The organism is Brumimicrobium salinarum, assembly GCF_002844555.1.
GTDB lineage: Bacteria > Bacteroidota > Bacteroidia > Flavobacteriales_D > Crocinitomicaceae > Brumimicrobium > Brumimicrobium salinarum.
Window position 1 is genome coordinate 240,182 of record NZ_PJNI01000003.1, and the last position, 16,111, is coordinate 256,292.

At 34.9% G+C, this 16,111-nt stretch carries 12 protein-coding genes; 3 read left to right on the top strand and 9 right to left on the bottom strand.

Features of this window, described 5'->3' with window-relative positions:
• Positions 1–2: 2 nt before the first annotated feature.
• Together CW751_RS05315 and rpoN are read right to left on the bottom strand one after the other, a co-directional pair.
• Entirely contained in the window at positions 3–650 is a 648-nt protein-coding gene (locus CW751_RS05315) for a hypothetical protein (RefSeq protein WP_101333954.1), read from the bottom strand.
• A complete protein-coding gene (gene rpoN / locus CW751_RS05320) occupies positions 650–2,098 on the bottom strand; it encodes an RNA polymerase factor sigma-54 (protein ID WP_101333955.1) in 1,449 nt (482 codons plus the stop codon). The genes CW751_RS05315 and rpoN overlap by 1 nt, the downstream gene beginning before the upstream one ends.
• Before the next feature lie 416 nt (positions 2,099–2,514).
• Between rpoN and CW751_RS05325 the strand changes: the two genes are divergently transcribed.
• On the top strand, positions 2,515–2,889 hold the full coding sequence (locus CW751_RS05325) for a hypothetical protein (protein ID WP_101333956.1): 375 nt from the start codon (positions 2,515–2,517) through the stop codon (positions 2,887–2,889).
• A gap of 81 nt (positions 2,890–2,970) precedes the next feature.
• Here CW751_RS05325 and CW751_RS05330 read toward each other — a convergent pair whose 3' ends face one another.
• The 4 genes from CW751_RS05330 to CW751_RS05345 are packed head-to-tail and all read right to left on the bottom strand — an operon-like array spanning position 2,971 to position 9,026.
• Positions 2,971–5,397, bottom strand: coding sequence for a TonB-dependent receptor family protein (locus CW751_RS05330; RefSeq protein WP_101333957.1), 2,427 nt, complete (start codon positions 5,395–5,397; stop codon positions 2,971–2,973).
• Positions 5,394–6,767, bottom strand: a complete 1,374-nt coding sequence (locus CW751_RS05335; RefSeq protein ID WP_205677787.1) for an HTTM domain-containing protein — start codon at positions 6,765–6,767, stop codon at positions 5,394–5,396. The genes CW751_RS05330 and CW751_RS05335 overlap by 4 nt, the downstream gene beginning before the upstream one ends.
• 9 nt (positions 6,768–6,776) lie before the next feature.
• Complete coding sequence (locus CW751_RS05340) at positions 6,777–7,859, bottom strand: imelysin family protein (RefSeq protein ID WP_101333958.1); 1,083 nt, start codon at positions 7,857–7,859, stop codon at positions 6,777–6,779.
• Positions 7,860–7,877: 18 nt separating this feature from the next.
• Positions 7,878–9,026, bottom strand: coding sequence for a DUF4856 domain-containing protein (locus CW751_RS05345; protein ID WP_101333959.1), 1,149 nt, complete (start codon positions 9,024–9,026; stop codon positions 7,878–7,880).
• A gap of 165 nt (positions 9,027–9,191) precedes the next feature.
• Here CW751_RS05345 and CW751_RS05350 point away from each other — a divergent pair, with 165 nt between their 5' ends.
• Positions 9,192–9,557: a methionine-R-sulfoxide reductase gene (locus tag CW751_RS05350; RefSeq protein WP_101333960.1), complete on the top strand. Its 366-nt coding sequence runs from the start codon at positions 9,192–9,194 to the stop codon at positions 9,555–9,557.
• Positions 9,558–9,650: 93 nt separating this feature from the next.
• On the opposite strand, the gene CW751_RS05355 is transcribed toward CW751_RS05350, so the two are convergent.
• Positions 9,651–11,756: an OmpA family protein gene (locus CW751_RS05355; RefSeq protein ID WP_101333961.1), complete on the bottom strand. Its 2,106-nt coding sequence runs from the start codon at positions 11,754–11,756 to the stop codon at positions 9,651–9,653.
• Positions 11,757–11,768: 12 nt separating this feature from the next.
• A complete protein-coding gene (locus CW751_RS05360) occupies positions 11,769–12,857 on the bottom strand; it encodes a tetratricopeptide repeat protein (RefSeq protein ID WP_101333962.1) in 1,089 nt (362 codons plus the stop codon).
• A gap of 328 nt (positions 12,858–13,185) precedes the next feature.
• On the opposite strand from CW751_RS05360, the gene CW751_RS05365 reads away from it, so the two are divergent.
• A complete protein-coding gene (locus CW751_RS05365; protein WP_101333963.1) occupies positions 13,186–14,211 on the top strand; it encodes a COX15/CtaA family protein in 1,026 nt (341 codons plus the stop codon).
• A gap of 197 nt (positions 14,212–14,408) precedes the next feature.
• Here the strand turns inward: CW751_RS05365 and asnS are convergent, their stop codons facing one another.
• The gene (gene asnS / locus CW751_RS05370) at positions 14,409–15,848 is read right to left on the bottom strand and encodes an asparagine--tRNA ligase (RefSeq protein ID WP_101333964.1); all 1,440 of its coding nucleotides are present in this window, start codon (positions 15,846–15,848) and stop codon (positions 14,409–14,411) included.
• Positions 15,849–16,111: the final 263 nt, after the last annotated feature.

Here is a 16,111-nt window from a genome sequence, read left to right on the forward strand (position 1 = left end):
ATTTATGGGTAAAAATAAATACAAAAAACTTGTGATGCAAACCCAAGCAAATATCCCCAACTCACTTCCTTTAAGGTATGTGCTTTTAAAATCAACCGTGCAGATAGCACTATACCACTTGCTAAAACTAACGCAGACAAAGTAAATATAGGGCTTTCACTTAATGGAACTGCAAACATATAAACAAAGCCAAAAAGAGAACCCATTGCAATAGCGTGTAGACTAATTTTAATCTTTTTTGTGATAAAATAAGACAGTAAAGAAGCCAATGCACCTCCTAACGCCATTGCTTTTATGATAGCAGGGATGAGCGCACTTTCAGCTTGAAAAAGCAAAAAAAGATAGAGAACACAAAAATAAAAAGTCATGATCGCGATAGGAGTCAAACGCTCTTCCTTACTTTCTAACTGGAGTGAGGTGATGGTTTTATTTAGCCTTAAAATCAATAAAGATAAGCCAGGTGCAAAAACAGTAAAAACTAAAAAAAGCAACAAAAAAAGCATTTTAACTTCTGGATATAACAAATAAAGCGATTCACTTGCCACAAAAGAATTAGAATTGACAGGTAAATACAACACCAATATTAACCCATATATTGGGGCAAAAAGCGGTAAAAATATCCATGAAATAAGTGAGGCTAAATTCTTCATTACAATTCTTTTCTAAGTCTTGCAACTGGAATATTTAATTGCTCTCTATATTTCGCAACTGTTCTTCTTGCGATATTATAACCTTTTTCTTTAAGTAATTTAGCCAACTTCTCATCCGTCAATGGCTTTCTTTTATTCTCATCATCAACCGCTTCCAATAAAATTTGTTTTACCTCACGTGTTGAAACCTCCTCTCCTGAATCAGTCGACAAGGACTCTGAAAAGAAATGCTTTAATGAAAAAGTACCATATTGTGTCTGAACATATTTTGAATTCGCAACCCTAGATATCGTTGATATATCTAAGTCTACAATCTCTGCGATATCTTTTAATATCATAGGACGAAGTGTAGTATCATCACCTGTTAGGAAATACTCTTTTTGATAATTCATGATTGCCGTCATAGTAGAAAACAAAGTATGTTGACGCTGTTGGATAGCATCTATGAACCATTTTGCAGCTTCTAATTTACTTTTCACAAATGTTAGTGCTTCTTTATCTGTTTTCTTTAATTTTGCACCTTCGGCATAATTTTTCAACATTTTCTTATATCCTTTGTTGATCTTTAACTCCGGTGCATTCCTACCATTTAATGTCAATGTCAATTTTCCATCTTCCTCTACTACCTGAAAGTCTGGAACAACTTGCTGTAAGGATTTAGATGAGCTTTTAAGCGAACCGCCTGGTTTTGGATTTAATCGAATGATTTCATGAATGGCATCTTTTAAATCCTCTTCAGAAATTTCCATCCGTTGAAGAATTTTCTTGTAATGCTTCTTGGTAAATTCATCGAAATAATCCTCTAAAATTTTCAGAGCAGTGTAACGCGTAATGTCGCCATTTTGCTTTCTATCCATCTGCAAAATCAAGCATTCTTGAAGGTCTCTCGCTCCTACCCCAGGAGGATCTAACTCTTGCACGTAATGAAGAATATCTTCCAAATCAGCTTCTGTTGTAATTATGTTTTGGGAAAATGCTAAATCATCAACAATTGCCTCTAAATCTCGTTCTAAATAACCAGCATCATCAAGACTACCTATCAAATAAGTAGCAATAACAACTTCCTCTTCGTTCAGCCTTTTTAAATTAAGCTGACTAATTAATAATTCTTGAAACGACTTCCCACCAGATAAAGGCATTGATTTCTCTTCATCATCTTTACTCTTGTTGGAAATATTTGTTTTGTAAGCCGGTTCATCATCATCACTCATATACTCATCAAGATCGAATTCTCTTTCATCCTCACCTAACTCCTCTTCATATTCTTCTTGTTCGAAATCATCTTCAGTCTCTTCCTTTCCTTCTTCCAGGGCAGGATTGACCTCTAATTCTTGTTTAATTCGCTGATCCAATTCCATGGTTGGCACCTGCAACAATTTCATTAATTGAATTTGTTGAGGTGAGAGCTTTTGCTCCATCTTTTGAGAAAATGTTTGTTTGAGTGCCATAGTTATTAATTCTAGGGTCAAGATAAATATAATTCTGTTATTTCAATATCAAAAATTTTAAAAATATGTTTTTCCCGTTGAAAAATAGATTTCCGTAAATCTAAGAGAATATAAAGGTTATTAAAATAAATGCCTATCCGATAAGCTACCAGAAAATATATCTAAGCTGTCAATCAAGTGAACAAACGGTTAATTTGCAAGATCCTTCGAAAATTTCTCTTTTCAAGAGAGTTTATTAAATCACTAACACCCCTACAAACATTTATTAATAAAGGTATTGTTTTAAACATTATATTTTCTATTCACTTTAGATTGTTTTCACCTATAACTTAAACACCTTATTATAGCAGTTTTTACCAAAAATAACTAACTTAGCCTACAACTATTGTTTTCAAGTCATTACTAAAAATCTACTCATGTCAACAACCGAGAATAAAAGAACTTGCTTAGAATGTGAAACACCACTACATGGACGACGCGATCAAAAGTTTTGTGGAGATTATTGTCGCAATACCTACAACAATAGATTGAATGAAGACAGCAATAACTACATGCGAAGAATCAACAATATCTTGCGTAAAAACCGTAGAATATTATCTAAACTTAATCCAAATGGCAAGAAAACCGTAGACGGAATCAACCTAGCGGAAGAGGGATTTAATTTTCATTATTACACCAATATTTACACAACCAAAAAAGGAAGCAAATATGTTTTTTGCTATGATCAGGGCTATTTAAAAATTGATAACAACCAGTATATGTTGGTGCATAAGCAGGATTATGTTAAATAATTGATAATTAAAAATTGACAATTGATAATGCGAGATTGGTGGTTGTAGGGGTTGGGGTAATTATCAATTATCAATTGTAAATTACTTCCCAATCTTAAACTGCAATGTCAAATATCCATTCACCCCCTCAGAAGGCAGAATCCCAGGCCCTGGATATCCTGTGGCTCTTCTTGTGAAATAACTCGTATTCGTAATGTTGTTTACGCCGAACTCCACTTGGAACCACTTTTTGAATTTGTATTTTCCGCTAAAATCGAAAACAGAATAGGCGGGAACTTCTCCAAGCAGGGCGTCTCCTGATGGTTCGATGGCGTTGGAAGCGTCGGAGAATTGGGCAGAGTTGAAGGTGTATTGTACTTTGAATGTCCAGTTTTTGAAGGAAGAACTAATCCCAGATTTTACCATATAAGAACTTACGTATTCTACTTTGTTGCCCACGTAATTTGGTTCTTTAGAGTTAATGTAGTTGGCATTGATATAAGACGCGTTGACAAAAGTTTTAAGTGACCAATCCCTTTTGTGTCCGCCTAGTTTGAGCCAATCTATTTCGGCGAAGGTTTCTACTCCGTAGTTTTGGGCATCCCCAATGTTAGTACGTTCTTTCTTAACCGTTTTCGGTTTTGGAGCAAGTCCAATTTTGTCACCATAAAAAATGTAGAATGCCGATAAATCATAGATCAAAACATCATTTAAAAGACCTCTAAACCCAAGTTCCGAAGTAAATCCGTATTCGTCCTTGATATCTGGATCGACTAAGACATTGGGATTAGTAACACGAATATCCGTAAAGTTAATGGCGCGATAATTCTGTGTAAAATTCGTGTATAAATTGGCGTTACTACCTACTTTATAAGAAACACCTGCTCCAAATAATGGCACAGTTCGGGCTACAGAATTAGAATCTCTTTGTCGATTGATGGCTAGCGTATCGTAGTTGAGCGGATGAACGACATATTCTTTGTAAAAACCTTCCGAACGGGTGGAAATATTTTCTATGCGAAGCCCTAAGTTCATTCTCCATTTTTCTCCAAAGAAGAACATATTCTCGGCAAATAAAGCTTGATTATTAGACGGATAAATAAACGATGAACCTTCCACATCTCTAGGGTTTATAAACGTAAAATCTGCTTTATTTCCTGCGGCAGCTGTTCCTTGTTTGGTTTGTGTTTCTCCACGATAAAATCTTCCTCCCACCAATAAAGCGCCCCTTACTTTTGATGCTTTCCCATCGGCTTCAAGCCAACTGTATTTCTTCATGAATCGGGCTTCTACTCCACCGTTCATAAAATCAGAATAGATCATTTCTCGGTTTCCGCCCAAATCGGTTTGTGTAATTTTACCGAGAAACCCAATTGTCTTACGACTGGAAATCATACCGAATGCACGAATATCGAAAGTGGTGGTTTTATTGAATTCATATTTTGATTTCAGGGCTAATAAATTCCAATCTACGGCAAACCAATTCCTATCTCTGATACTTTGTTGTGGATCTTCTTCAAATCCTAAATCGGTGAGTCCACCCGCTTGTTGAGTGAGGTAATTCATGTGGGTGAACTCTGTGCTAATTGTCCAATCTTCATTCAAATAATAGCCGAATTCTGCATAAGCTTGATGTTGATAAAACTGACTATTTTCTCTGTATCCATCTCCTCTTTTATATTGATGATAAGCTTGATAGAACATTCTTTTATGGGTTCCAGAAACACGATTAAACGTACTGAAATAACCATATCCACCAACTGTATTTCTTGTTGTAAATTCAAAGGGTGAATGTTTTATAGGATCTTGAATTTCAAAATTTAATAACCCACCGAATTGTGTTCCAAATTGCAACGCCGCCGAACCGCGAATAATCTCAATACTTTTCAAGGCCTCAATTGGCGGTGTATAATAACTTTCTGGATACCCCAAAGCATCGGCACTAATGTCGTAACCATTTTGTCGGGTATTAAAATTGGCTGTTCTTTTTGGACTCAATCCTCTTCCTCCAATTCCGATTTGAATTCCAGCTCCATCATTTTCCCAGATGTTTAATCCTGGAACTTTGGCGTACATTTCTCTGGCATTCCCTGTAGATTTTGCACCGCTTAAATTTTCTAATTCTATAATGGAGTTTGTTCCTGTGTTTAATCGCACGCCTTTTATTGGCGGCATAAATCCAACATTGAAATCGGCCATCCGCTTTTTCACAATCATCACTTCGCCAATTTCTTGGGTCGCATATTTTAAAAGCACGCGATTTGATTGATCCGTTTTCCAATCTAACCCTGCAACAACTTGTAAAGTATCGTAAGAATTATAAGTGATTTCGATGGTATCAAATTGTTGCGCTTTAACTACAAATTGACCATCAATCGAAGAGCGTGACTTATCATTTGAATTTAAGTTATGAATTTTCACGCCTGGTAATTCGTCGTTTTCTTGGTCAACAATAACTCCATTGTATGTTTCCTGTCCAAATAAAATGGACACCAAAAAAAGTGATATGCCTAGAATCAAAAATTTCATTTTTCAAAAGGTACTATCCATTCACGGTGTTTCAAATTATAGGGCAAAGTCGTCAAATCATGTTTTTTATCAATAAATAATTGTGAAGACCTTCCGTTTAAGGTCACAAAGACCTCTGCATGCACCGCAGGATCGTGCAAAGTTATCGATTGTTTATGATTAGAAAATGTTTTTCCATCATATTCTTCTTTTAACATCTTTGCAAATTGCAAAATCATGTCAGGCTGAGTTGCCATTTGATCTTCTTGACGAACAGTTAAAAAGTCGGTGTTATCAACTTCTATGGTTCTTCCCGTTGATTTATCAGTAACATAAAAAGTGGCATTTCCTTCTTTGTGCATAAGCATTACACGCCAAGAAAAGCGGAAACCTTCTTCGTTCCAATACAAGTTTCCTGGATAAGCTAAAAATCTCAAAGGAACAAGGATTTGAAAAGCGATGTAGATAATTAATCCATAGCGCACATATGGTTTAGGAGAAGGCATATTTTTGACTTTCTCTGGAATCTTTTTCGACCATTTAAACAGTGATTTAAGTCCGTTTAAAAGCTGTTGATGAAATTTTGTTCCAAAGAAAATCGTTGTTGAGAAAATCATCACCCACGGAAAAACGCCTATTGGGAATAGCAACCAGGTTATTACATGGAAGAAAATAACAGCTAAATAAGCAATGGGTCGTGTTTTTTTATTCAACAAAAAGAAAACGATAAACAAATCGTAAACACAGCCCATCCAAGAGAAAAAGTAGGCGGTCCATTCTTCTTGCAACAAGCTTCCTACAAAAGGAACATTGTGATGCGCTTGCAACCAAATTTTTAAGGGTTGAGCCTCAAAAAGCCAATCGGAATTAATTTTTGCAATTCCAGCAAAGATATAGACTACTGCCAATTGAAATTTAAGAATGCCTGTATGCCAAGCATAAGTAACTTCTCTCCTGATTTTAGGAAAGAGTTTAGCATCGATGGAAAAATCTCTATTGGCAGGTACTAAAACCATTAAAAAACTCATCAAACTCAAGAAATAATAATGATTGAGATAATTTGATTTATCTATGAGTTCAACATAAGTAAAGCAGATAAAGAACACAAAAGCGCTATATCTGTACATGAAACCAAGCAGGATAAATAAGGCCGCAAGGACCATCAAAACAAATGGGATATACATCAGGTTTCCTGGCAGAGGCTTAATCCATTCAAATCCTAAATATCCGAAATAAAACTGCGGTTCAATGTATTGCGTATTCACCCAACCTTTAGCTATAAATCTTACACTACTGAAAAGCAGCATAGCCCCAAAGATAATGCGGAACATTACCAATGGAGCTATAGCTTTTTGCTTAAAAAAATCTAACTTGTAGCGCTGATTTATCATTTCTAAAAATTAGTCCCCATCATTATCTTGATAGGTTATTAAAACACCAAACGCTGCTGTCATATCTGTTTTGATATTCACTACTTGCTGTTGCAAATGCAAATACAAATCATCTAATTGATCAGTTTTCGACGGATCGTTAATTGCTTCTTCTAAAGTCATTGAAAATCCATCAATGTGATTTTGAATAATGCCAAACTTATCATTAATGGTATTGTCTAAACTTGATTTTTCGAGGTGAACCAAGTAATTGCTAAATCCAATACCTTCAGCATTTGAATCAAAACTATTCCCGTTGTAGGTTGCTTTTAATGCTTTGATGCTTTCGTCTAAAAGTTCAAAAGAAATTCCGCTGTATCTTGCTTCAACATATTCTGGATTCGCCAATCCTAAGTTTGCTTTTCCAATTGGAATACCCACTTTTGCAGTTTTTGCCAATTCGTAATCTCTATTGAATTCATTTACAAATTCAGAGAAGGCCGACGTTGAAGAAGTTCCTGTAGAAGCATTAAAAGTTGACTCGTAAGAAGACCAACCGGACACAACGCTTTGTGTTTCATCGTACAGTTTTTGAATTACTTCTTCTGCATAATTAGCGTAATCAGCATCATTTTGCAACTGATTCATCGCATTGTCATTGTAAAGCAAGTAATCCAAAGCATTCAATCCTACAGCATCTAAATTCACAACCGCTGAAAGATTATATCCTCCATTGTCGATATTTGAGTGAATTTTTGCTGTATCGATAGGATAAGTTCCTGTAGCGCTTTTAAATCCGATGGTACGAATTGGACCAAAATCAAAGATTTTTAATGTTTGCCAAGTCATGTAAGCCGACTTCCAATGTGCTTTTACCTCTTCAAGGTTGGCTACATTTTGGTCTGCCTTAAAAGTGGCATAACTCGATTTCATTGCTGTTACTTCAACATCGAATTTATTCAATGCTGGCAGAATGATATTTGCAGAAACGTTTTCCAACATTTCAGCTTTATTGAAATCGGCAACATCATCGTCTTTGTCCTTTTTGTCTTTACAAGAAAAAAGAAGTCCGGCACTTAAAATTAAAACTAATCCTATCGATTTTTTTAACATTTCTCTCTTTAATTAAGATTAATATTTTGCTTCAATTTCTGCAACAATTGAATTGATATCAGCAATCGAAATATTCCACATGTTTTCTGGGAACATATTCATTAAAGTTCCGTGTTCAGCTTGTGACATTTTTCTTGTTTCCAATGGCGCATAACGAATATTCCATGCAAATGCATACGCTTCAGAAAGTGCGTGGAATGCTTTTGCGTTATCGCTTCCCAATTGTGCTTTTGCTGAGTTTAAGTAATATACTGCTTGTTTGGCTGTAATTAATTCCCACATCTGGCGAATTTCTGTAATTGCAGCATCTCTTGATGTTAAATCATTGTTTGAAATTGCAGCACGACCTTTTAGGAAATTGTCCATCATTACTGAATTAGAATTTAACTCAGCATCTCTTTTATCACAATATTTACCCCAAAAACTACCCGGAACATTTGTTGGGAAATCAGTTGGTACACCGAAATATCCAAATGCTTCATCAAAATGGTGTTCCATTTCCGTATAATACTTTCCGTTTGTTGGATCAACAGCATTTGAATTATCAACATTCATTTTTGTCTCTCCAAAATATCCATTTACCGCTTGGTGCATAAAAACTGCACCCATCAGTCCTTTTTCAATCAATTGAACAGGTTCGTAACCATTTGCATCAAATAAATATTTGCTAGATCCTGAAGTCAAAACTCCTGCCTGACCGCTTGCTGCAGTTTCAGCAAAATCAGTACTTGCATTTGCTAAATCAGCCATCCAATCTTTGAACATTTGTACATCGTTTGTGAAAGTTTTGTTCTCTAACTGTTTACCAGAACTAAAAGAAAAGTTTCCTCCTCCGTTGTCTCCAGTATTTGCATACATGTCAAGTAAATTTTGTTCGGCAACAACTCCCTCAGTTCCTGATTTCATTACGGCTACCATTTCTTCCAATTGATTTAATCGGTCAATTTGTCCACCGTAACTTACTGTTGAATTTCCATTAGCATCTTTAAAAACGTAGGTAGTTGGGATATTATAACTTTCTCCACCAGATGTTTCGTATTTACAAGAACCATCGTCTTTTTTAGCTTCCGAACTATAGTTAATTGCTGTTTCATCTGTACAACCTTCTTTCTTACATGCGACTAACATTGCTGCGGCTGCTGTTAAAACAAATATTTTTCTTATCATCTTTGTGTTAAATTTTTATTTTGATGCAAATTTAAGTAGGACATTCAAAAACGACAATACCACAAATTAGGTATTTAGAATGATTTTAAATAGTTGTAATGTTTTTTACATTTGCAAGAACAAAGAGAAAGTAAAAACGTTTGAACAACAATAAAAAACTAGAACATGAGTAATCAATATAACGAATTAACAGACGAGGAAAAAAGAGTAATCATTAATAAAGGAACAGAAAGGCCTTTTACGGGTGAATTGTTAGACGAAAAAGCTAATGGCGTGTACACTTGTAAGCAATGCGATGCACCCTTGTATAGATCAGACGACAAATTTGATGCAATGTGTGGTTGGCCATCTTTTGATGATGAAATCGAAGGTGCGGTAGAGCGCGTTCCTGATGCAGATGGAAGAAGAACTGAAATTGTTTGTGCGAACTGCAAAGGGCATTTAGGTCATGTTTTTGAAGGAGAGCGATTGACGGATAAGAATACGCGTCATTGTGTGAATTCAGTCTCTATGAACTTTAAACCATTATAAAGCATCAACATTTTATATAGAAATAAATAAAAATACATAAAAAAGCCAGACTGCTTATAGTCTGGCTTTTCAACATTTAATACTTTCAAAAAACTATTTGGAAAGTACCTTAAATTCGGTTCTTCTATTTTTTTGATGAGCTGCTTCTTTTTCTGTCCTTCTGCTCATCTTAGCAATTTCAGCATCAGTTACAATTGGCTGTTCAGGACCATATCCTGCTGACACAAGTCGTCCTTTATCAATACCTTTTTCAACTAGGTAGGTTACAACCGCTTGAGCACGATTCTTCGACAATTCTTTATTGAAAGCTGCAGATCCTCGTGAATCCGTATGCCCACTAATCTCTATTTTTAAATTTGGATTTTCAATCAATAATTGTGTCAAACGATTTAATTCTATTTCAGACTCAGGTCTTAACGAGTATTTACTTAAATCAAAGAAAATATTCTTTAAAACGATGGATTTCCCCACATTTACTTTTTTCAAATCAATATTTACCTCGACTTCTTTATAGCTTGCATCTTGTTTTACATCAAAGTTTTCTGAGTGGAACAAATAATCTTTTGCCTTTACTGCAATTCCATAGTTTTTACCACCCGGTAAAGAGACTAAGTATCTCCCTGTCTTACTATCAGATGTGAACTCCGCAATCACCTCATTAGTTTCATTATCAACTAATTCAATTTCTGCTTGCAAAGGGTTTTTCGTTTCGTCGTCTCTAACTTTTCCTTTCAAGATCATTAGCTTACTTCCTGACACCTCTACTTTTGGTTCGATTTGAACTGCTCGAATTGCCACATCAGCATTTGCTAAAAGCATGTCTTCACCACTTAAAATTGGATCTTTCTTAGCCCCAAGTAAAGTAACTTTATACAGATCTTTATCACCCAAACCATCCTCTCTAAAAGAAGTCATGTACGCATCTCTTCCATTAGCAGCAACAGTAAAAAACACATCGTCATCCGGTGTATTAATCGGATACCCCATATTTTCTGGTTCTGTCCATGTTCCGTCTTCATTTTTCACAGCTTTAAACACATCGTAACCTCCCATAGAATTGTGTCCTTTAGAAGAAAAGTAGATTGTTTTTCCATCCGGATGCACATAAATCCCATCTTCATTATATTTGGAATTGATTGTCTCTGGTAATCGTTGAACATTCCCCCATCTTTCTTTGTCTGCATTCCATGTTGCAACATAAATATCACGATCTTTCGGATCTCCTCTTTTTTCCAAAGGCCGTTCACTTATAAAATAAAGCTCCTTTCCATCAGGTGTATACCAAGCAGACGCTTCATGGTAAGGCCCACTCACAGCATCATTAAATATTTTAGGCTTACTCCATTCATCACCTTCTCTTTTACTTTCGTATAAATTTCCATCTCCTTTGTCGTCGATATACACAATCATTTTACTTCCATCAGGACTTAAAGCAACAGCTGCATCATGACCTTTAGTGTTAATTGGGGCACCAATATTCTTTGCTACTGTCCAGTTTTCACTTTCATATCGGTTTGACGTATAAACATCTTCAAAATAAGCATCTATAAATTCATCTTTTTCCTCGCCTGTTGTTCCAGGTCGACGGCTGGTGAAAAATATTTCAGATGCATCTGCGGTCATTACCATTCCATAATCAGGATATTTAGAGTTTACGTTTTTCCCTAAATTATCAATCCAAACACGTACAGGATTAGCGACCAATTTCTTCCCTGATTGGCATTCAAAGATTCTTTTATTCACATCCATATATGCTTCTAAGTCTTTTTTTGCATCTATGCGACTTTTATGAGTTTGATAATGTTGAATAGCTTTATCCCAATCCATTTTCAGGTGAAAACCTCTACCCAAAAAATAATGAATATCTGGTTTTGCGCTTGGATTTAATTGAAAAGACTGTTGAAAAAACTCTAACGCTTTGAATTTCTCTGGAGCATTAAGATAACAGATTCCAATTTGATAATTTACATGAGCACTTTTGGGGTTAAACGCTTGTGCTTTAAGATAATGTTTTAACGCTTGTCCATATCTTGGAAAAGGATATGGCAGCATTAGTTCGTCTGCCGTTTTAAAATGATTTTCAGCCTCTTTAAATGCTTTTTTATCGTCTTTGAAATTCTTTTTATCAAAAGTCACCTCTTGTGCGACAATCGAACTACCTATCAAAGCAACAAGTATTGTTAATATTATTGTTTTCATTATTTTTTCTTTTTAGTTTCCACAGTTGTTCGTGGTATAATATTCTTCAGCAATTCTTACTCCTAAATCTGCAGCTCTGTTCCAATCCTGGCAAGCTTGTTCTTCATTTCTTAACATTTCATTCGCTATGGCCCTATTATAAAAAGCCGCTCCAATTTGATCGTCTCTTTCAATTGCCTGACTTGCATATTTCACTACATTTTCATACTCTTCCATTTCCATATACACACCAGCAATATTATTATATGCAATTGTATAATCTGGCTTAAGAAGAATAACTTTTTTAAAATCTCCTAAAGCATTTTTATAATCACCTTTTTCAAATTTGGCAAAACCTCTATTATTTAACGCCATAAAATTATCTTTCTCAATCATGAGCGCTTTGTCGTAAGCAGAAATAGCCCTGTCATATTTCTTTTGTTCACGATACAAACTTCCCAAATTATTATAGGCATTACCCGATTTTTTATTCAGTGTTGCTGCTTTGTTGTAATCTTCGATAGCTTTTTTATAATTCTCACTTAGTTTGTATGCACTTCCCCTATCATTATAAGCATCTGCATGCTTGGGATTAATCAAAATAACTTTTGAAAAATCTGTTATTGCCGCCTCATAGTTCTTCAATTTAAAATATTGAATTCCACGTTGATAAAAATAATCGGCTTGATTAGCTTTTCTTTCAATTGCTTTGGTGAAAAAGTTTACTGCTAAAGCAAAACTATCTTTTTGAGCGGCAATTGTTCCTAATTCATAATAGGGTCCGTCAGCTTTTTGATCCGCTTCGGCTAACGCTAAAAATTGCTCCTTTGCTAAATCAACTTCTTTATTAGCCAAATAAGTATACGCTAAATTACTTCGGGCTTGAGAAAACGAAGGCGAAATCTCCAATGCTTGTTTAAATTTCAGTATTGCAGAAGTGTAATCTTTATTCTCAAAAGCTGTGGTCCCTTCATTATATGCTTTTTGAGCGGCTGGCTCAATACCAGAAGAGTCTATTGCTACGTTTTTTGCAACGACTATCTTTATACTATCTTCCTGACTATTAATCGTCAGCGTGAGAAAGCAGCTAAACAGCAGCAAAAATGGTTTTAGAGTTTTCATAACTAGTTATTTTTTTAAAAAATAAATATACAGTTTTTTATCTTATAATTTCTGATTTTACTTCATCAAAAGTATTTTAAAAAATCAAATTATTTTTTTAGTCTCAATCAGAATATCTTAACCTAAACAGGTTTTAAAAATAATTATAGATAACACAAAACTTTAGATTATGAAACATCTGTTACCAATTACGAAGTAATAATTTACAGTCCTACAGGTGACAATTGCTTTTTTTTGCAGAACACATATTCGATAAATATTTATGATTAATTCCTTTTGATGTGGCTTTGTATTTTAAATTTGTAATCTAATTTCAATTTTAGTCATAATGAAATACGGAAAGTGGTTTGTTCGTGTCAATTGGATCACCTTGGTCTTTATATTTCTCGTAGTAATAGCGGGAAGTTTCGTGAGAATCACTGGTAGCGGAATGGGCTGTCCAGACTGGCCAAAGTGTTTTGGACAATGGGTGCCTCCAACTGAAAAATCAGCACTTCCAGAAGACTATAAAGATATTTATAGTGATAAGCGAGCTAAAAAAGTTGAAAAATTTAGCAACTTTCTAGCAGCAATTGGGATGGAAACAACAGCAGACAAAATTCGCAACGACAAATCTATTTTAATTGAACAAGATTTTAATGCCAGAAAAACATGGACAGAATATGTCAATCGTTTATTTGGTTTTTTGGCAGGTAATGGAGTACTCCTCGTTTTTCTATGGATTATGATAAAATACCGAGAAAAACGCTTAATTTTTGTTGGAGGAATTAACTTGGTTCTTCTTGCGTTTCAGGCATGGTTTGGTTCTATTGTAGTGGCAACAAATTTAGTTCCTTGGACGATAACCGTTCACCTCTTTCTAGCATTGGTAATTATTGGCTTACAAATCTATCTTTTGAGAATGGTTTCTCCCTCACAACAACGAAACATCAAGGTCAGCAAGCAATTTTATGGACTTTTGTTCTTAATTTTCTTCATTACGTTTGCCCAAATGTTCTTAGGAACGCAAGTTCGTGAAGAGATTGATCATTTAACCAAAGCAGGAATTGGTCGAGAAGGCTGGTCGGAAAATCTCGGATTGATTTTCTTCATTCACAGAAGTTTTTCTTGGTTAGTACTAGCATTGATTGTTGGAATGTTCTGGATTGCAAGAAAACGAAAAGATTTACGTATTCTGCATTGGGCTTTCGCTATGTTAGTCATAGAACTCCTAAGCGGCGTAATTTTAAACCATTTTAATGTTCCAGGCTTGGTACAAACCGCTCATTTATTGTTTGCTTGTATTTTGTTTGGTATCCTAATGATGGCAATTTTCAGATTAAAAACAGGAACAAAAAATCTAAATACTGTTTAAAGGTTTATAAACCAATTCATACTTTTCGATTTATTTTTAATTCCCCCTTCTAAGAATCAATTATTTGAATCAGTGTTCAATCAACTTTTATCATGCTATTCATAAAGGATATTCAGCAGAAAATAGATTGATTTTACCACTTTATAACAGTTTAAAGTGGTAAAATCACAATTTAATAATCAATTCAATTTTATTTATCAAAAATCAGCATTACCCGGTGTTCTTGGGAAAGGAATTACATCTCTAATATTGGTCATTCCAGTGGCAAACATCACCATTCTTTCAAACCCTAAACCAAATCCAGAATGAGGAACTGATCCAAATTTACGTGAGTCTAAATACCACCACACTTCTTTCTCATCAATATTAAAATCAGCACATTTCTTCTTCAAAACATCCATACGCTCCTCACGTTGCGAACCTCCAACAATTTCTCCAATTCCAGGGAATAAAACATCCATTGCTGCAACTGTTTTTCCATCGTCGTTTTGACGCATGTAGAATGCCTTAATATCAGCAGGATAATCTGTGATAATAACTGGACAATTGAATTCCTTTTCTACCAAATAACGTTCGTGTTCTGAGTGTAAATCTACACCCCACTCCACATCATATTTGAATTTCTTTTTCTTGAAAGGTTTAGAATTTCTTAAAATCTCAATTGCTTCTGTATATGTAATTCTCTTGAATTCATTGTTGGCCACAAACTCCAATCTTTCAATTAGAGTTAATGGATTTCTGTCTTTGGCCGGTTTTGCGCTTTGCTCTTTTACATCACGATCGTTTAAAAATTTCAGATCATCTGCGTAATTTTCAAGAACATAGTTTGACAAGTACTTCAAAAACTCTTCGGTCAGATCCATGTTGTCTTTCAAGTCATTAAAAGCAACTTCTGGTTCTATCATCCAAAATTCTGCCAAGTGACGAGAAGTATTTGAATTTTCTGCTCTAAAAGTTGGTCCAAATGTATACACTTGACCTAAAGCTAAAGCTCCAAGTTCAGCTTCTAATTGACCAGAAACCGTTAGATTAACAGGTTTATCGAAAAAATCTTGTGAATAGTCCACTTTTCCGTCTTCGGTTTTCGGAACATTATTCAAATCGAAATTTGTAACATGAAACATTTCACCCGCTCCTTCCGCATCAGAAGATGTTAGAATTGGCGTATGTAAATTGTAAAATCCTTTGTCATTAAAGAACTTATGAATCGCAAATGTTAAGCCATGTCGAATTCTAAACACCGCTCCAAAAGTATTCGTTCTGAAACGCAAGTGCGCTTGTTCACGCAAGAATTCAAGACTGTGCTTTTTTGGCTGCATTACTGTTTTTTGAACCTCATCTGGATTTGCTTCTCCAAGAATTTTAACATCCTCAACAGCGATTTCTACTGCTTGTCCTTTTCCTTGAGATTCAATTAAAGTTCCATGTACTTCAACGGCAGTTGCGGTTCCAATCTTTTTTAGAATGGCTTCATCAAAATTTTCATATTCAATTACCGCTTGGATATTATTGATCGTTGACCCGTCATTAATCTGGATAAAACGATTGCTTCGAAAAGCCCTCACCCAACCTTTAACAATAACTTTTTCGCCTACTTCAGACGATTCCAATAACGCTTTAATTTTCGTATGTTTCATTACTTTTATTTTGACTCGTGCAAAAATAGAAAATTACGTGAAGATAGCGCTTATTTAATTGAAAATGGATAGTTGAAAATTTTAGAATTTGGTAGTTTTTGAAGGGTTTTGAAAAATCGTGATAGAATAGATTTGGATTTAACACCTGTTAAGTTTGCAGTTATTGTTTATATCTGTCTTGTTAGTTTTAGATTTAGCTTGATTTATGGATAGCACATTTAAATTCTCACCCCTCACATTATCAATAGTTTTTACTATATTCG